The 17,405-nt window shown below is 39.7% G+C and carries 19 protein-coding genes and 1 tRNA gene; all 20 read left to right on the top strand.

The window, feature by feature from the left end; all coding sequences use genetic code 11:
* A partial coding sequence (locus tag PHQ42_03290) for a transposase (GenBank protein MDD5071733.1) occupies positions 1–504 on the top strand: 504 nt, incomplete at its 5' end.
* A 71-nt stretch (positions 505–575) separates the two neighbouring features.
* On the top strand, positions 576–959 hold the full coding sequence (locus PHQ42_03285) for a hypothetical protein (GenBank protein MDD5071732.1): 384 nt from the start codon (positions 576–578) through the stop codon (positions 957–959).
* 60 nt (positions 960–1,019) lie between these two features.
* A complete protein-coding gene (locus PHQ42_03280) occupies positions 1,020–2,327 on the top strand; it encodes a PKD domain-containing protein (GenBank protein ID MDD5071731.1) in 1,308 nt (435 codons plus the stop codon).
* 210 nt (positions 2,328–2,537) lie between these two features.
* On the top strand, positions 2,538–3,116 hold the full coding sequence (locus PHQ42_03275) for a prepilin-type N-terminal cleavage/methylation domain-containing protein (GenBank protein ID MDD5071730.1): 579 nt from the start codon (positions 2,538–2,540) through the stop codon (positions 3,114–3,116).
* A gap of 15 nt (positions 3,117–3,131) precedes the next feature.
* Positions 3,132–3,647, top strand: coding sequence for a prepilin-type N-terminal cleavage/methylation domain-containing protein (locus tag PHQ42_03270; protein ID MDD5071729.1), 516 nt, complete (start codon positions 3,132–3,134; stop codon positions 3,645–3,647).
* 202 nt (positions 3,648–3,849) lie between these two features.
* Entirely contained in the window at positions 3,850–4,425 is a 576-nt protein-coding gene (locus PHQ42_03265; protein ID MDD5071728.1) for a prepilin-type N-terminal cleavage/methylation domain-containing protein, read from the top strand.
* Between the two features lie 64 nt (positions 4,426–4,489).
* Entirely contained in the window at positions 4,490–5,164 is a 675-nt protein-coding gene (locus tag PHQ42_03260; GenBank protein MDD5071727.1) for a hypothetical protein, read from the top strand.
* A gap of 169 nt (positions 5,165–5,333) precedes the next feature.
* On the top strand, positions 5,334–6,059 hold the full coding sequence (locus PHQ42_03255; protein ID MDD5071726.1) for a hypothetical protein: 726 nt from the start codon (positions 5,334–5,336) through the stop codon (positions 6,057–6,059).
* Positions 6,060–6,161: 102 nt separating this feature from the next.
* Positions 6,162–8,294 carry an NAD-dependent DNA ligase LigA gene (gene ligA, locus PHQ42_03250; protein ID MDD5071725.1) on the top strand — a complete coding sequence of 711 codons (2,133 nt, stop codon included), beginning with the start codon at positions 6,162–6,164 and terminating at the stop codon, positions 8,292–8,294.
* Positions 8,295–8,392: 98 nt separating this feature from the next.
* A complete protein-coding gene (locus PHQ42_03245) occupies positions 8,393–8,797 on the top strand; it encodes a GxxExxY protein (GenBank protein MDD5071724.1) in 405 nt (134 codons plus the stop codon).
* A gap of 31 nt (positions 8,798–8,828) precedes the next feature.
* Entirely contained in the window at positions 8,829–9,122 is a 294-nt protein-coding gene (gene gatC / locus PHQ42_03240; protein ID MDD5071723.1) for an Asp-tRNA(Asn)/Glu-tRNA(Gln) amidotransferase subunit GatC, read from the top strand.
* 126 nt (positions 9,123–9,248) lie between these two features.
* A complete protein-coding gene (gatA, locus tag PHQ42_03235) occupies positions 9,249–10,703 on the top strand; it encodes an Asp-tRNA(Asn)/Glu-tRNA(Gln) amidotransferase subunit GatA (protein MDD5071722.1) in 1,455 nt (484 codons plus the stop codon).
* 6 nt (positions 10,704–10,709) lie between these two features.
* Positions 10,710–10,797, top strand: a tRNA-Ser gene (locus PHQ42_03230).
* 189 nt (positions 10,798–10,986) lie between these two features.
* Positions 10,987–12,000, top strand: a complete 1,014-nt coding sequence (locus PHQ42_03225; protein MDD5071721.1) for a hypothetical protein — start codon at positions 10,987–10,989, stop codon at positions 11,998–12,000.
* Between the two features lie 28 nt (positions 12,001–12,028).
* Positions 12,029–13,105, top strand: coding sequence for a glycosyltransferase family 4 protein (locus PHQ42_03220; GenBank protein MDD5071720.1), 1,077 nt, complete (start codon positions 12,029–12,031; stop codon positions 13,103–13,105).
* 7 nt (positions 13,106–13,112) lie between these two features.
* Positions 13,113–14,060, top strand: a complete 948-nt coding sequence (locus tag PHQ42_03215; GenBank protein MDD5071719.1) for a glycosyltransferase family 2 protein — start codon at positions 13,113–13,115, stop codon at positions 14,058–14,060.
* A 19-nt stretch (positions 14,061–14,079) separates the two neighbouring features.
* The gene (locus tag PHQ42_03210) at positions 14,080–14,868 is read left to right on the top strand and encodes a class I SAM-dependent methyltransferase (protein MDD5071718.1); all 789 of its coding nucleotides are present in this window, start codon (positions 14,080–14,082) and stop codon (positions 14,866–14,868) included.
* Between the two features lie 50 nt (positions 14,869–14,918).
* Positions 14,919–15,560, top strand: a complete 642-nt coding sequence (locus PHQ42_03205; GenBank protein MDD5071717.1) for a class I SAM-dependent methyltransferase — start codon at positions 14,919–14,921, stop codon at positions 15,558–15,560.
* Positions 15,561–15,563: 3 nt separating this feature from the next.
* Entirely contained in the window at positions 15,564–16,709 is a 1,146-nt protein-coding gene (locus tag PHQ42_03200; GenBank protein MDD5071716.1) for a glycosyltransferase family 4 protein, read from the top strand.
* On the top strand, positions 16,702–17,405 hold a 704-nt coding region (locus PHQ42_03195), incomplete at its 3' end, for a glycosyltransferase family 2 protein (protein ID MDD5071715.1). The genes PHQ42_03200 and PHQ42_03195, both read left to right, overlap by 8 nt.

The following is a 17,405-nucleotide window of genomic DNA, read 5'->3' as shown; positions in this document are numbered from 1 at the left end:
AAAAATAAAAATAAGTTTATGGACTTAGTCGCCACGGAGGCGACTAAGTCCCTAGATCAGCCGAAGTTGATAGAGATAATAGCTTATTGCTTGAATCCAAACCATTATCATTTATTAGTGAGGCAGTTAAGAGATAACGGTATATCAGCCTTTATGAAAAGAATTGCCGGGGGATATGCTTCATATTTTAATTATAGATATAAAAGATCTGGTTCTCTTTGGGAAGGTGAATTCAAAGCCATCCACGTTAAATCCGACTCTTATTTTCTCTGGCTTTCCGGATATATCAACGGCAATGCGGAAATCCATAGAATTGCTAAAGCCGAGGACTGGATTTGGGCAAGCTACTTAGATTATATGGGGAAGAGGGGAGGAACGCTTTGCCATAAAGAAATAATTTTGTCGCAATTTAGGGATGTTAATGAGTATAAAGATTTGGTAAATGTTATAATAAAAGAGTCAAGGCAGGGGAAGAAGGAATTGAAAAAATATTTTTTAGAATAAGTTTATGGACTTAGTCGCCTCCGTGGCGACTAAGTCCCTAGATTTCAGAATTTTATTTTTAATTAAATTATATGAAAAACATTTTTAAAAAAACTTTAAAATTTATTTCTTCCCGCCTTATTTATTTAGTTATCGGCATATTTTTAGCGGTTGGCGCGACTTATGTTTACGCCACCTGGGATCAGGCCAGAACTGGAGGATCGGGTCAGCTGGCAGAATCTAATTGGAACGAATTGGTTAATATGTTGGAAAGCGAATTTACCAGCTTAACTCCGGCTCAACCCAATTATAACGCTTGTTTTGTAAAAAGCGCAGGAGATCACATCAATAATAATTGCGCCTCTTATCCTTCTTGCCCTGCTGGCTGGACCAGTGTTGATTCCTGGTGTGTATGGGAGCCGTATGACAGTGCAAATTATTCTATTGCCTACAGGGCTTGTTGTTTATTGAGATAAGTTTTGAGGCGGTCTATTGCGCTTGTTTTTGGGGTAATTATAAAAATATTTAATAATATTATGAGAGACTATTTAAAATTAAAAACCTGGCTGATACTGGTAGTTATGCTAATAATCGGCATTGGTTCGGCGATTTTAATCACTTATTTTGAATTTAAAGACAAAGAAGGGGTCGCCCGGGCCGAAGGCGGCAATAATGTTGCCGGTTATGCCTGGAGCGAAAATATCGGCTGGATCAGCTTTAATTGTTCTAATAACAATTCCTGCTTGACGGTTGATTACGGCGTTAACATAGATCCCATTACGGGGAATTTTTCCGGCCATGCCTGGAGCGAAAATATCGGCTGGATCAGCTTTAACAGAGGCGATACGGGCATTCCTCCGGCCGAGCCGTATGCGGGCGCGGGAGAAACCACCATAGCTAATTATGATAGCGCCACCGGAAAAATAACCGGCTGGGCCAAGATCTTGGTTTTAGGCGACGACGGCTGGATAAATTTCAATGTTTCGGACGAAGGGGAAATGCCATTGGAGTTTCCGTTGAATTTCCCCGTAGATTTTGAGGAAATCAGTTTCGGAGTTTTCCTAAATTCAGAGACAGGCGATTTTAGCGGCTGGGCCTGGAATGGCGGAGAAGAAGATGGCGCCGGCATTGGCTGGATTAGTTTCAATTGCGCCGACGCCGGGGCCGGCGGCTGCAGCGGGCATAGCTATAAAGTTTATTCCTCATTGAACGCGCCGCCGCAAGCTCAAAATCCAACTGCTCCGAACTGGACTTACGCGCAGGCTTGTTCTCTTTACGCCAGGCAGGCATTCCTGCGCTGGGAATTCAGCGATCCTGACGAAGGAGCTTCCCAGGGCGCTTATCAGATAATAATTGATGATGACAGCGATCCCGGCGACCCGCTTGTTGACACAGGAAAGATAAGCGAGGGCGCCAGCCAATATTCAGCCGGTCCCGACATATTGGATTATGACCAGACGTATTATTGGTGGGTAAAGGTTTGGGACAATACGGATATATCTTCCAGCCTTGTTGCCGGTCCTCCTTTTACCACCTATAAGCATGAGTTGCCGGATGTTGATTTCGCCTGGTCTCCGGCAAATCCGAGTGAAAACGAGGAAATAAAATTTTCTCACAGTTCGGTAGTTTACGGAGGTTCCACGATATCCAGCCTGCTGTGGATAGCTCCCGACAGTTCAATTGACGACCCCGCCACCTCCACTCCGACCATCATCTTTTCTTCTCCGGGAAGCCACCCCGTAACTCTTAGGGTAACTGACAGCGACGGCTATTATTGCAGCAAAACCGAGACAATTGATGTTAGCGTCGGCTTGCCGTCATGGAAAGAGGTGCAACCCCGTTAAATCTATCAGCCTAACCGGACAGGGCCGAGAAGCAAGCAAATAAAAAGAGATTAAAAAATTAGCGTGGCTCTTCCACGCTAATTTGGAATAAACCCGCCGTTTTTTTAACGGGCCGTTCGAATCCAAGGTTTTCCCGGTCTCTTCAAGGCTATATTTAGGCAGGAAGGCTTTTGGGCAGAAGACGCGCATAAAACCGCAAAATTTATATTTATGAAAAGGAATTTAAAAAACAAAACCCGCCCCTTTTTAAAAAGGAGGGGCTTCACTTTGATTGAATTAGTGGTGAGCATTGCCATAATTGCTTCAATAACCGGAGTTTTTTTGGCTAATTATCATTCGGCCAACAAGAAATCAGAGTTGACTATGGCGGCGCAGAAATTGGTAAGCGATATAAGGTTGGCGCAGAATTATAGCTTGGGGTCAAAAGAGTATGGCGGAAGCATGCCAAGCGGCGGCTGGGGGGTGCATTTCAACAAAACTTCTTCCCCCGGAAGTTATAGAATTTTTGCCGACGGCAACGGGAACATGAAATATGACACGGGCGAAGACGACAAGGATAAGGGGGGCCAGATTGTCAATCTCCCGAGCGGAATCAGAATAGAGGAGATAAACACGGGCGCTTCAATAAATCTGGTTGATATCACTTTTCTTCCCCCTGATCCGGTTACCAATATTTGGGACGGGGCTAATAATTATAATATGGCGCAGATAAAACTGCAGGGCGAGGATGAGAGTTTGACAAAGACCGTTTTGGTTAATTTTTTCGGGCTGGTAGAAGTGGTTGATTAAAAAAATAATCCAAATATGCAAATGGCATTTAAATCGGCAAATAAAAACAATTCCGGATTCAGTATCCTGGAAATAGCGGTGGTTATTTTTGTTATCGCGATGGGATTGGTCGGGGTGCTGGCTTTGATTACCCAAAACATCCAGGTGGAGCATATCAACAAAAACAATTTAATCGCTTCGCAATTAGCCCAGGAGGGATTGGAGCTCGCAAGGAATATCAGGGACAATAATTGGCTGGCCGGAGAAAGTTGGGGCAACGGCCTTGCCCCGGGCTCTTATATTGTTGATTATACGGGTAATATCAGCAGCGTTTCCGGCGTAAGCGAGGCAAAATTGCAAAGAAGGGATGATGTCGGAGAAGAAGGATATTATTGGCACCAGCTGGGCGATCCCAATTCTTTGTTTAGCCGTTTGGTTACCATAACCCAATCTTCCCCGGAATCGTTGAATGTTTCCTGCTTAATCCAGTGGCAAGACAGGGGGCAAACTTATGATTACGTGGCCGATACGGTTTTGTATGACTGGCGGTAGAAGGCATAGCGTAAATTTTAAATAACAAATTTTAAATTTTAAATGACGTGATTTTTAAAAATTATTCAGATAATTGATAAGGGGAAATAGCCAATTTAAATTTAGTCATTTAAAATTCAATTAAAATTTTAAATTTAAAACTTAAAATTAAGATAAGATTATATTCCTGTCATCCCGGAAAGTAGAGCATAATTATATTAGTATGTTAAAAAGTATTTTAAAAAACAACAAGGGCGTGACCCTGCTGGAGGTTACAGTGGCCGTGGCCATATTTTCCGTTGTGATGCTTTCCGCCACGGAGATTTTCAGGATGGTGATTGAAAGCCAGCGCAATGCCATCGCTTCCCAAAATATCCAGGAAAATATAAGATACGCTTTTGAGGCCATGGGGAAAGAGATCAGGACCGCGACGATAAGCAATTATGACTGCGAGTCTTTGTTCAGCCCGCCGGCGACGGCAATAAACAAGGTTTACAATACCACCGTTAACAGCGGGGGGGATATTTTGTATTTTAAAAACAAAGACGGAATCTGCACGGCCTATTATCTGGAAGGGGAGGTTTTAAAGGTAATCAGAGGAGAAAACACGGCTTCCATAACCCCCGCCAAGCTTAGTGTAAGCAACCTGGAGTTTAAAGTGGTTGATGATTTAATCGGCGATTTTCACAGCCGGCAGCCAAGAGTGACCATGAAAGTTGATATTACCGCGGTCGGCAAGGAGATGCACAAGCAAACCATGGAAATGCAAACAACCATTTCCTCCAGATATTATGAATAATAAATATAAAAATAAAATAACAAAATAATATAAAAATCAGTGGGGAGGATAGATTTTTCTAATTATGCCAATAAGAATGATGAAATATAAAATAAAAAATAATGATGGCACGGCGCTTCTTTTGACCCTGCTGATTTTAACCAGTATTTTGGTGGTGGCTTTGGGAGCGGCCAATTTGATTATCCCGGGGATAAGGATGAGCCGGACGCAGGAGCAGTCAACCAAGGCCTTTTTTGCGGCTGAAGGCGGAGCGGAAAGGGCGCTCTGGGAGTTGAGGAAGAATTTTTATGAAGCTCCGGAAATTGACACGGAAAATGTTTTTTCCGGCAGTTTAACAAACAATAGCGTTTATCAGGTTGATTATTCTTCGGTTGATTTTTCCGCCACTTTTACTTCAACCGGACGTTATCAGCAGACAAGAAGGAGCGTGGCTGTCAATTTTACGGTTTCCGAAGAATATGGGGAATGCGTTCCCGATTGCACGGGAAAATTGTGCGGCGACAATGACGGTTGCGGCGGTTTCTGCCCCTCCACTTGTTTTTCCCTGCCCGGTTGCAGGCAGATTGCCCCGGCTAACACCCAGGTTTCTTCCGGTTCTTGCTGCGATGGAGTCTGCTATGCCTGCGAAGAAGATTATTTTTGGGACGGGGCAGCTTGCGTCCCCGTATCTTTTGACGCCGCCACCCTGAACGGCGCAAGCTTGTTTGACATTAAAGATTATATAGATTCCAGATTTTAATCTATTGCAAATACGCATTCGGTTTCTTTAATATTTTAACATTTTCATCTGGCTTTGCGGATTTCTCAGGGGATCAAGGGAGCAATGCTATAAATTTTAGCCTTAGCGGAACTTTAAATTGCGCAAGTTATATTTAGAATAATTATTTATCATTATTAATTTTAAAAATATGGGATTAATTAACAGGGAGATAGAGACAAAAAAAGGAATTTTGATTATTATTGCCGCTTTTTTAATAATATTGGGCGGGATTTTATTTACTAATATTGATTTGCTTTTAGGCGCCCCTTCGGGCGATGCCGACACTTTGAGCGGCTGGTGCTGGGATTGTTTGGAATATACTTATCCCGACCCGGGGGATCCTTTTTATGGGGACATAAAAGAGTATGTTGACTCCAAAAGCGTCCCTTGTACTCCCAATAATAGCGGGGAATGTTATATAAGCCAGGTTTACAAAAGCGATCTGGATACTGATTTAACCGCCGGCAACATCAAAACCGGCATCAATATTTTCGGTGTGGACGGCAGTTATTCCGGGCCGGTTTATAGTGATTGTCTGGCTGACAATTCCGGCAACTGTTACATATCGCAAGCGACCAAGAGCGCCCTGGATGCCGATTTGGCAAGCGGAAATATAAAAAGCGGAGTTAATATTTTTGGAGTAGCCGGTAGTTATGTTGGTAAAAATAAAGTTCGTTGTCGGGGCAAACAGGGCTCAAATTATACAACTTGGTGTACTTTAGGTACGGATTGTTATGATCAAGTTGTTCCAACTTATGGTTATAATGGTTATTTATACATACAGACTCTTTCCTCCGATTCAAGATATGTCAGATGTTGGAATACTTATAATGAGGGGGCTGATCTTTCCTGCCAGTGCGAAGCATTTGAATAATTTTATTTAAAAAAGAAATCGATTGCCTTTAAATAAATATGGACAAAAAAATAAAAAAGGAAATTGTTTAGGTTAATATTAAATAAATCTTCATTTAGAAAAATGAATAAAGTTGATATAAAAAAACGAATAGCCAAACTAAAAAAAGAGATTGACCATCATCGCTATCTTTATCATGTTTTGGACAAAATTGAAATAAGCGATGCGGCTTTAGACAGTTTAAAAAATGAGTTAGCTAAATTGGAGCGGGAAAATCCGGAATTCATTACGGCTGATTCACCCACGCAAAGAGTGGGCGGCAAGCCCTTGGATAAATTCGTTAAAGTGGTTCATTCCCGGCCCATGATGTCTTTATTTGATTCTTTTAGCGAGGAAGATATGAAAGATTGGGAGGAGAGAATAGAAAAACTAATCCCCCCAGCCCCCCTTTCGAAAGGGGGAAACAATTTAACCCCCCTACACCCCCCGCCTGCCGGCAGGCGGGCCCTTTCAAAAGGGGGCAAGTTTGATTATTATTGCGAGCTTAAATTAGACGGCTTAGCCGTTACTTTAAAATATAAAAAAGGAGTTTTTATTCAGGGGGCGACTCGCGGGGACGGCAAGGTTGGCGAAGACGTAACCCAGAATTTAAAAACCATTGAAAGCATACCTTTGCGATTGAGAGAGCCGCAGGAAAGTGAATTAAAAAAAATAGGGCTGGAGGCCGGGCAAATAAAGCGGGTTTTAGCGGCTTTGGAAAAAGGGGAAATAGAAGTGCGGGGAGAGGCGGTAATGACCAGGCAAGTCTTTAACGAGCTTAATGAAAAGTATAAAAAAGAAAGCAAGCCTCAACTGGCTAATCCGCGCAACGGAGCCGCCGGATCAATCAGGCAGCTTAATCCCAAACTTTCAGCGGAAAGAAAATTAAGCTTTTATGTTTATTCCTTGGCGACCGATTTTGGCTTAGCCAGCCATGAGCAGGAACATAAATTGGCGGAAGTTTTTGGTTTTAAAGTGTTGAAAGAAAATAAATATTGCCGGGATTTATCCGAAGTTTTTAAATTTCACGATTATTGGGAAAAAAATCGGGAGAAGATGCCATTTGAATGCGACGGCGTGGTCGTGGTGGTAAATGATTTAAAATTATGGCCGGTTCTTGGGTTTGTGGGCAAGGGGCCGCGCTATATGATGGCCTACAAATTTGCCGCTTTGCAGGCAACGACAAAAATTAAAGAGGTTGTCTGGCAGGTGGGCCGGACCGGAACTTTAACCCCGACTGCGTTAATGGAGCCGGCGCGGGTCGGCGGGGTTACAATTACCCATGCCACTTTGCATAATATGGACGAGATAAAGCGTTTGGGAGTGAAAATCGGCGATACGGTTATTATCCAGCGGGCCGGAGACGTTATCCCGAAAGTGGTAAAAGTTTTACCTAATTTGCGCTCGGGAGGAGAAAAGGAAATTAAAGCGCCAAAAATTTGTCCAATGTGCGAGAGCGAGGTGGTAAAAGCGCCGGGCGAAGTGGCTTACCGTTGTCCTAATAAAAATTGCTATGCTGTTAATCTTCGGCGTTTAACTCATTGGTCTTCCAAGAATGCGGTTGATATTCCCGGCTTAGGCCCGAAAATTATTGAGCAATTAATGAAAGAGGGATTGGTTAGAGATATAAGTGATTTTTATAATTTAACAGTTGGTGATTTAGAGCCTTTAGAAAGATTTGCGGAAAAGTCAGCGGATAATTTAATAAGGGCTATTAATGATAAGAAAAATATAGATTTACCCCGCTTTATTTATGGTTTAGGCATAAGACATGTAGGCGAAGAATCGGCGATTGAACTGGCGAAAAGATTTGGCAGTTTAGAAAAAATGAAAAAAGCTAGTTTAGAAAAAACTGAGGGGATCTATGATTTTGGCCATATTATGGCTAAGAGTGTTTATGATTGGTTTAATAATAAGCATAATTTAGAATTGCTGGAAAAATTAGAAAAAAGCGGCGTGAAAGCTAAAACTTTAGCTGGCGGAGGCAGAAAGCAAATTTTAGCAGATAAAACCTTTGTTTTAACCGGGACCTTAGATAGTTTGACAAGGGAACAGGCAAAAGTTAAGATAAGGGAGTTGGGAGGGGATGTGTCTTCATCAGTCAGCAAGAAAACTGATTATGTGGTGGCCGGAGCAGAGCCGGGGAGCAAATATGAAAAAGGCAAAAAATTAGGAGTGAAGATTGTTGATGAAGAGGAGTTTTTAAAAATGATTTAATTACAAATTCACAAATCTGATCATCACCGCCTTGGGCGGGATCCCGCCCACATAAAATAATAAGGTGGCGGGACCAATAACACAAATTCGTAATTAATATGAATCAAGAGGAGGATAGCGAAGTACTTTATAAGGATTTAAGCTATAAAATAGTAGGAATATTATATGAAGTTTATAATGAATTAGGTTGTGGTTATCCGGAGAAAATCTATGAAAACGCTATAGCTAAAAGTTTGCTTGAGAATGGAATTAACTATAAAAGGCAAGCGCCTTATCGGATAATGTTTTATGGAGAAACTATCGGCAGGAACTATATTGATTTTATTATTGAGGATATAATAGTATTGGAAATCAAAAGAGGAGATTATTTCTCGAGAAAAAATATTGAGCAAATAAAAAAGTATTTAGCCGTAACGGGAATGAAGCTAGCTATTTTAGCCCACTTTACCTCTAATGGCGTTAAGATTTTTAGAGCCTTTAATCCTAATAATAAATATTTGTGAATTTGTGTTTGATTTGTAATTTGTAATTGATATGAAGTTAAAAAGAGAAGAAATAAAATATATTGCGGATTTAGCTAGGTTAGAATTAACGGATGAGGAATTAAAAAAATACGGCAGCCAGCTGTCGGCTGTTTTAAATTACTTTGAACAGTTAAAAGAAGTTGACACGATTGATATTGAGCCGACGGCCCAGGTTACCGGCTTGGAAAACGCTTTGCGCGAAGATGTTAAAGAAGATTGGAATAAAATTGAAGCTGGAGAAGCGCTTAGGCAGGCGCCGGAATTGGAGAATGAGCAGATTAAGGTGAAGAGAGTGCTTGGATAGTTACAAATTACAAATTCATTACAAATGTTACAAATACGGAAGTTAAAAAATATTTTAAAATTAGTTATTTGTAAAATTTGTAAAAGATTTGTAATTTATAATCTAGAAAGTTTGAAATTAAAAATTATGAAGTTGAATGAGCTTACAATAAAACAAGCCAGTGAAAAACTAGCCAAGGGCGAAATAACTTCAGTTGAACTAACTAAGGCTTGTTTAGCGCGCATTAAGGAAGTTGATAAAAAAATTAAAGCTTGTTTAACGGTTTGCGAGCAAGAAGCAATGGACGAAGCTAAGCAAGCTGATAAACGGCGGAGCAAAGGCGAAAAGGGGAAATTACTGGGCATACCTTATATAGCCAAAGACAATATTCTAACCAAGGGCATAAAGACCACGGCGGCTTCCAAGATTTTGGAAAATTATGTTGCGCCCTTTGACGCCACCATAATTAAAAAATTGAAAGTTGCGGGAGCGGTATTACTGGCCAAATCCAATATGGACGAATTCGCTCACGGCGCGTCTACAGAAAATTCCGCTTTTGGCCCGACTCATAATCCTTGGGACTTAACCCGCGTTCCGGGCGGATCTTCCGGCGGTTCCGCCGCGGCTGTGGCGGCTGATATGTGCCTTTTTGCTTTAGGCACCGATACGGGCGGGTCAATCAGGTGCCCGGCAAGTTTTTGCGGCGTGGTCGGGATGAAACCGACTTATGGCCGGGCTTCCCGCTTCGGTCTCGTAGCCATGACTTCTTCAACCGACGTGCCCGGACCCATAACTAAAAATGTAGAAGACGCTTCGCTAGTTTTGGAAGTAATTGCCGGCCATGACAGAAAAGACGCCACTACTCCAGATGTGGAAGTTCCGGCCTACGAAAAATCCCTGGGTAAAACTTTGAAAGGCTTAAAAATCGGTCAGCCGGAAGAATATTTTGGAGAGGGCGTGGAAAAGGGAGCAAAGGAGGCGATTGAGAAAGTTATTGCCAAACTAAAAGAATTGGGAGCTGAGATTATCCCTATAAAATTGCCTTATGCCAAATACGGCATTCCGGTTTATTATATAATTACTCCTTCGGAAATCAGTTCCAACTTGGCTCGTTTTGACGGCGTCAGATATGGCTTTTCAGATGAACAAGCAAAAGATTTAAAAGAAGTTTATACCAAAAGCCGAGGAAAAGGTTTTGGCCCGGAAGCCAAGCGTCGGATAATGCTCGGCGCTTATGTTTTATCAGCCGGCTACTACGACGCTTATTATTTGCAGGCGCAGAAGGTGAGGACAAAAATAAAAAAAGAGTTGGATTTTGAACTGGAAAAATTAGATGCGATTATTACCCCGACCCAGCCAAGCCCGGCCTTTAAGTTGGGCGAACAGTCAGATGATCCCTTGAAAATGTATTTGGAAGATGTTTTTGTCACCGGCGCTTCTTTGGCTGGTTTGCCGGCCATATCTATTCCTTGCGGTTTTTCTTCCGGTCTGCCGATCGGTATGCAGTTAATTGGAAAAAGATTTGACGAAGAAATGCTGTTTAGAATTAGCAGCGCTTATGAGAAAGCAACGGAATGGCTGAAAAAGAAGCCGGGGGTATAGATAAATGGAGAGGTCGCCTAGTGGCCGATGGCGCACGCTTGGAAAGCGTGTAAACCGAAAGGTTTCGAGGGTTCGAATCCCTCTCTCTCCGCCAAGAGTTTCGTAGCGAAGCAGAGATTCCGAATTTATTTCGGGGCGAACCTCTGTCCTTCCGCCAATTAAAATAGAGTTTGATTTGCGTGTGAGCGAGCCATTCCGTCCGCCGCAGGCTTGGTCATATCCGTAAATTGCGAAAGCATAGAGGGCTTGCGGGACAATTTTTATTATTATTAAATTTAATTTTATGGATCGCGCGACTATTTCTTCTAAAAATCAGGCGTTATTAATTTTAATTTCCGCGCTAGTTACGGCTGTCGTTGTCGGTATGGGCGTTTTTTATTTTGTAAACCGATCCAAACTCCAGGAGATAAAGTTATTGCGGGAAAAAATCAATAACCTTGAAAGCGCCCAAGCGACCATACTTGAGGCTAACCAAAATCCAAATTTTAACATTATGGGTAATTCTGACGCCGGTTTGGTGTTTTTGGCGGTAAAAGCGCCGCCCGTTAATTCAGAGAAACTAACGGATGAATATTTTATTATTTCATTTAATCCCGAGAGCGGGGAGCAGAAAGATTTGGCTTTGATAAAGAATAATTTTTTTAACAAGCCGTTCGGCTTTTCTGAAAATAAAATATTTTTTCTAACCCCGGCGGGCGAAGCGGGGAGCCTGGATACAAAATCCGGCAAGCAGAGCGTAGTGGAAATTTCCGGCATTATCCCGAATAATAAATTTAATTTTAACGAAAACACCATTTTTGATTTTATAGTTTCTGACAATAAGATTTTTTATCTTAAAGGATATTGTTCAGAAGCCAAATATTGCGCTCTAGGCAGGTATGACATATCGGCGGGAAGCAATCAAATTATTGTTGATGATTTGCATAAACAAGTTGAAGCTACGGGTTTGAGCAGAACAGGGTTAGTTGCTTATGATTCGGGAAAAAATATCCTTAAAATTCTTGAAATTGGAGGAGGCGCCCGCGCCGCTAGCGCTTCTTTGTATGAATTAGATTTGGAAACCGGAGCGCTAGCCAAAACCGACTCGGCGAATTTTGCCTATTGCGGAGAGGAGGGGTGCGCCCCGGAACAAGAATCAGAGAATGAAAAGTTTAACGATGAAAAAATATTTGGCAAACCGCAAAGAGTTTGCAATGGCGTGGAAATTGACGATTCTTTTCGGGGGACTGTTTCGGTGGCAGGCGATTCCGAAAGAATTTTTAACGATGCTTATTTTGTCGGTTGCGTAACACAATAAGGATTTTTTCCAAAGAAAAATTTCATTTATGAAATTGCTTATTTTAACGCAAAAAGTAGATATTGATGACGATATTTTAGGTTTTTTTCATGATTGGATTAAGGAATTTGCTAAGCACTATGAGAAAGTGACGGTGGTTTGTTTGCAACGGGGCCGATATGAATTTCCTAAAAACGTAAGAGTATTGTCTTTAGGTAAAGACGAATTTTTACGTTTAGGCAGATATTCCGCCCTTATCCGTAAATTAGTGGCTGTCCTTAGATTTTATAACTATATAATCCGGGAAAGAAAAAATTACAACAAGGTATTTGTTCATATGAATCCGGAATATGTTGTCTTGGGTGGAGTATTATGGAAATGTTTGGGAAAGAAAGTTGGATTATGGTATGCTCATGGCCACGTTCCTTTTAGTTTAAAAATTGCTGAAAAATTAGTTAATATTATATTTACTTCCACTAAAAGCGGTTTTAGAATAAAAAGCGATAAAGTCAAAGTTGTCGGTCAAGGAATTAATATAAATACATTTAAGCCGGGAGCAGAGAAAAAACGTAATGATATTTTTAAAATTATAACTATTGGCAGAATTTCTCCGGTTAAGGATTATGAAACTCTGATTAAAGCCATCGAAATTTTGTTCGGAGAGGGAATTAAATTAAAAGTAGATATTATCGGCGGGGTTGGGAAGCCGGAACAGAAAAAATATCTAGAGAATTTAAAGAAAATGATGACGGCAAAAAAATTGGAAGAAACCATAACTTTTATCGGTGCTATTCCCAATAAAAATGTCGTCCGGCATTTGCAATTAGCTAATTTATTTGTCAATATGAGTTATACAGGCAGTCTTGATAAAGCCATCCTGGAAGCCATGGCTTGCGGTTTACCGGTTTTAACATGCAATGAAGCTTTAGTTGAAGTTTTAGGAGAATATAGAAAAACCTTGATGTACGATAAGGGCGATTATAAGCGCTTAACGGAAATGATAAAATTATTTATTGAGATGGAGGCAGAAAAAAAAGAGAAAATAGTTAAAGATTTGCGCGGCCTGGTCGTAGAGAAACATAGCCTTGAAGGTTTAATTAAAAAAATATTAGATAAATTTAATTAAAAATATTATGGAAACAGATAATATATACTTGTCAATAATTGTACCTGCTTTTAATGAAGCGGACGCAATTACTGATTTATACCAGGAAATTATGGCAACCGGACGGCAATTAGGCAGGCCCTTTGAAATCATTTTTATTAATGACGGCTCAACCGATAAGACTTTGGAAAATTTAAAAAAATTGTCTCCGATAAAAATAATTAATTTTAGAAAAAATTCAGGCCAGACCGCCGCTTTGGACGCTGGTTTTAAGGCCTCTCAAGGGCAATACATTGCCGCTTTGGACGGTGATGGCCAAAATAACCCTAAAGATATTTTAAAATTATTAGTTAAGTTGAAAGAAAATAATTTAGACGTAGTATCGGGCTGGCGCCGGCATCGGCAAGATCCTTTTTTAAAGAAATTTTTTTCCAGATGCGCGGCAATGGTGAGGAAAATTCTTATTAATGACGGAATCCATGACAGCGGCTGCACTTTAAAAATTTATAAGAAAGAATGTTTTGAATATGTGGATTTAGTGGGAGAAATGCACCGTTTTATTCCGGCCTTGCTTAAAATCAAAGGCTATAAAATCGGCGAATTGGAAGTTGACCACCGCTCCCGCCAGACGGGTAAAACCAAATACAATTGGAAGAGGGGGATAAAAGGAAATCTTGACATGATTTCAATTTGGTTTTGGAAAAAATATGCCAGCCGCCCCCTCCATTTATTCGGCAGTTTTGGCTTAGCTTTAATTTTAATTTCTATTATCGCTGGTCTTTGGGCTATTTATGGCAAAGTTTTCCACGCTCAAGATTTATCAGATACAGCTTTAACAGAATTAGCTATGTTCGGATTTTTAATTGGCGTCCAATTTTTCGTTTTTGGCCTGTTGGCCGATATGTTGTCCAAGAATTATTTTGCCGCGACCAAGGACAGAGTTTATGATATTAAAGAGATAATTGAAAATAAATAATTTTCGATAATATTTTTTTATGTCGATTGACCTAAATAATTTATCAGATAAGAAATTGGAAGAATTAAAGTTACATGATGAAGTAATTGCTAAAAAGTATGATAAAATCAGAGAACAAAATAAATTTTCTCAATATTATCAAAATTATTGGTTAAATAAAATTTTGAATAATATAGAAAAAAGACCGCAAGAAGTGCTTGATTATTGTTGTGGCACAGCTAGTCTATTTCCCGCGTTAAATAATCTTTTTCCTCAGGTAGAATATGTTGGTATTGATATTTCTCAAGAAATGATAAATGTGGGTAGACATAATTATGGTAACAATAAAAATTTTATTTTATATCAACAAGATGCGGAAAATTTAGATTTAGAAAATAATTTTGAAATAGTTATTGCCCGCGGAGCCTTCCACCATCTGCCTGATCCATTTCGCGGTGTTGAACAGATACATAAGGTTTTAAAATCCGATGGTTTATTAATAGTTTCTGAACCCGTGAGCACGGTTTTGCATAAGTTAATAAGAAAAATAGTATACCGGATAACTAGCCATTTTAGCACTAGCCATAAATCTTTTTATTATAGCGAACTTGATAATTTATTTAATAAAAATGGATTTGAAATTATAAGAGTAGAGAGATTTGGTTTTTTTGCTTTCCCCTTTGGTTTTCCTGATATTTTTCCTTTCGTAAAATATTTTCCTTATTTTATTTTAAAACCGCTTATAAAAATAGATGAGTTATTGTCCGGAATACCTCTGATAAAAAACTTAAGCTGGTCAATAATTATTGCCGCCCGCAAAATAAATTAACTTAATCAGTTCAGGGGAGTTCTTTTTAATTATTCCTGGCCATTCAAGGTATGGATTTTAAAAATTTTTCAAATGAATATTGGCGGAGCCGGAATCAGCCGTTGGTTTATAGGCACAGAACCGCCCTAGATCTTATTAAGGACGGAAAAGTTTTGGATTTGGGTTGTGGTGATGGTTTGTTTATAGAATTACTTCGGGGTAGGGAGATAGGGGCGAAGGGCGTTGATTTTTCTAGAACCGCTATTGAAAAATGTAAAAAAAAAGGATTGGAGGCTTATTTTATTAATAGTGATCAGGAGAGTCTGCCGATCGCGGACAACTCTTTTGATTATGTGACCATACTTGACGTTTTAGAACATTTGCCTTGTCCAGAAAAGCTGCTTTTCGAGGCTAAGCGAATATCTAAGAAATATCTGATAATAAGCGTGCCTAATTTTAGCTCTCTTCCGGCCCGAATCCAGATGATTAGGGGGCGAGTGCCGGAAAATAATAAAAAAAATAAAGGCCATACCTTCTGGTTTAATTATTCCGTTTTGGAAGGTCTTTTAAAAGATAATAATTTGAGTATAGTGGAGTTAAGAGTAAATACTTTTTGGAAAAACAAACCAATTATGGGTGAATTATTTGAGCGTTTGGCTTTATGGCGGCCTTCTTTGTTCGCCTTATCTTTTGTCATTAAGGTTAAAAAATAATCCATGAGAATGATTTATTTGGCTAATGCCAGATTTCCAACTGAAAAAGCCCATGGTCGGCAAATAATAAAAATGAATGAAGCTTTTGCGGAGGCGGGAGCGGAAGTAGAGCTTATTGTCCCCTGGAGATTTTCTAAAATTAAAGACAATCCCTTTTCGTTTTATGGGGTAAGAGAAAAATTTAAAATAAAAAAAATATTTTCTCTTGACTTGGTAAATTTCGGCAAAATTGGTTTTTGGGTTCAGATTATAAGTTTTTTAGCATCAGCTAAAATTTATTTAGCTTTTAAGAATTACGATATTTTATACACCAGGGAGCAGTTTGTCGGACTTTTTTTTAATAATTTTATTTTGGAATTGCATTCCTTGCCGGAAAATATTTCCCGCGTTCATAAAAAGATTTGGTCAAGGGCAAAGAAACTGATTGCTCTTACAAGTTTCATAAAAAATGGATTGGTTAAAAGCGGCATTCCAAATGATAGAATTTTAATAGCGCCTGACGGAGTGGATTTAAGGGAATTTGATATTAATGTAACCAAAAATCAAGCTAGGGAAAAATTCGGTTTGCCTTGCGAAAAAGTAATTTTGGGCTATACCGGAAGTTTTAAAACCATGGGGATGGATAAGGGAATTTCCGACATATTGAAAACTTTAAAAATTATTTTAAACAACAGCCAAGATGTGTTTTTTATAGCTGTTGGCGGGAACGGGGAAGATATTGGCTATTATAAGAAGATTGCTGAAAATTTAGGGGTGGAAAACAATATTTGTCTGATTCCCAGGGTTGGCGTAAAAGAATTGGCGGAATATCAAAAAGCTTGCGATGTTTTATTGATGCCTTTTCCTTATAGAAAGCACTATGCTTTTTATATGTCACCCATAAAGATGTTTGAATATATGGTTAGCCAACGCCCGATAATTACTTCTGATTTGCCGGCCGTCAGAGAAGTTTTAAACAAAAATAACGCTTTTTTTGTTAAACCGGACGATCCGGAAAGTTTGGCTAAGGGCATACAAGAAGTGTTGCAAAATAAGGCTTTAGCTGATAGAATTTTAAATAAAGCTTACAGAGATGCTAGGGGTTATACCTGGGAGGAGAGGGCTGTAAACATTATTAACTTTATAAATTATAAAAAAAATTATGGGTGAAATTAAATACAGTATAATCATCCCGATTTTTAATGAGGCGAAAGTCATTAAAAGGGTTATTTTTGATTTATTGGCTGATTTTAAAGACAATAAAATTGTTTGCCCTTATGAAATATTGGCCATAGATGATGGCTCCACGGACGGCACTCGTGACGTTTTAAATAGCATAAAATCAGGGGAGTTGAAAATTTTTTATAATCCTTATAACAAGGGTTATGGCTCCGCTTTGAAATTGGGGGCCGAGAGAGCGAGCGGCAGATATTTAATATTTTATGACGGCGATGGTCAGCATAACCCGGAAGATGTTAAGAGATTAATAGAGGCGAGGGACGGATATGACATGGTGGTTGGCGAGCGCCAAGGCTATCAGGGCCCATGGATAAGGCAGCCAGGCAAAAAAATATTAAGATGGCTGGCCAGTTACTTAGTTGATTTCAAAATACCGGATTTAAATTCCGGGTTAAGAATCGTAGACAAAGAAAAATTTAACAAATATGTTCATCTTTATCCAAACGGCTTTTCTCTCTCATCGACTGCAACCATGGCTTTTTTTAAAACGGGGTATAATGTCAAGTACATTCCCATCAAGGTCAATAAGAGGGTTGGAAAAAGCATGGTTTCTCCTCGCGATGCCCTAAAAACTTTTATTTTAATTACCAGAATAATAACTCTTTTTGCGCCTATGAGATTTTTTGT

The sequence above is a fragment of the Patescibacteria group bacterium genome, assembly GCA_028711655.1.
In the GTDB taxonomy this organism is placed as follows: Bacteria; Patescibacteriota; Patescibacteriia; order Patescibacteriales; family JAQTRU01; genus JAQTRU01.
This window is presented reverse-complemented; position numbering and strand designations above follow the sequence as displayed.

Coding starts and splice junctions, on each gene's coding strand:
- PHQ42_03285 (MDD5071732.1), top strand. CDS start 576: ATGAAAAACATTTTTAAAAAAACTTTAAAATTTATTTCTTCCCGCCTT.
- PHQ42_03280 (MDD5071731.1), top strand. CDS start 1,020: ATGAGAGACTATTTAAAATTAAAAACCTGGCTGATACTGGTAGTTATG.
- PHQ42_03275 (MDD5071730.1), top strand. CDS start 2,538: ATGAAAAGGAATTTAAAAAACAAAACCCGCCCCTTTTTAAAAAGGAGG.
- PHQ42_03270 (MDD5071729.1), top strand. CDS start 3,132: ATGCAAATGGCATTTAAATCGGCAAATAAAAACAATTCCGGATTCAGT.
- PHQ42_03265 (MDD5071728.1), top strand. CDS start 3,850: ATGTTAAAAAGTATTTTAAAAAACAACAAGGGCGTGACCCTGCTGGAG.
- PHQ42_03260 (MDD5071727.1), top strand. CDS start 4,490: ATGCCAATAAGAATGATGAAATATAAAATAAAAAATAATGATGGCACG.
- PHQ42_03255 (MDD5071726.1), top strand. CDS start 5,334: ATGGGATTAATTAACAGGGAGATAGAGACAAAAAAAGGAATTTTGATT.
- ligA (MDD5071725.1), top strand. CDS start 6,162: ATGAATAAAGTTGATATAAAAAAACGAATAGCCAAACTAAAAAAAGAG.
- PHQ42_03245 (MDD5071724.1), top strand. CDS start 8,393: ATGAATCAAGAGGAGGATAGCGAAGTACTTTATAAGGATTTAAGCTAT.
- gatC (MDD5071723.1), top strand. CDS start 8,829: ATGAAGTTAAAAAGAGAAGAAATAAAATATATTGCGGATTTAGCTAGG.
- gatA (MDD5071722.1), top strand. CDS start 9,249: ATGAAGTTGAATGAGCTTACAATAAAACAAGCCAGTGAAAAACTAGCC.
- PHQ42_03225 (MDD5071721.1), top strand. CDS start 10,987: ATGGATCGCGCGACTATTTCTTCTAAAAATCAGGCGTTATTAATTTTA.
- PHQ42_03220 (MDD5071720.1), top strand. CDS start 12,029: ATGAAATTGCTTATTTTAACGCAAAAAGTAGATATTGATGACGATATT.
- PHQ42_03215 (MDD5071719.1), top strand. CDS start 13,113: ATGGAAACAGATAATATATACTTGTCAATAATTGTACCTGCTTTTAAT.
- PHQ42_03210 (MDD5071718.1), top strand. CDS start 14,080: ATGTCGATTGACCTAAATAATTTATCAGATAAGAAATTGGAAGAATTA.
- PHQ42_03205 (MDD5071717.1), top strand. CDS start 14,919: ATGGATTTTAAAAATTTTTCAAATGAATATTGGCGGAGCCGGAATCAG.
- PHQ42_03200 (MDD5071716.1), top strand. CDS start 15,564: ATGAGAATGATTTATTTGGCTAATGCCAGATTTCCAACTGAAAAAGCC.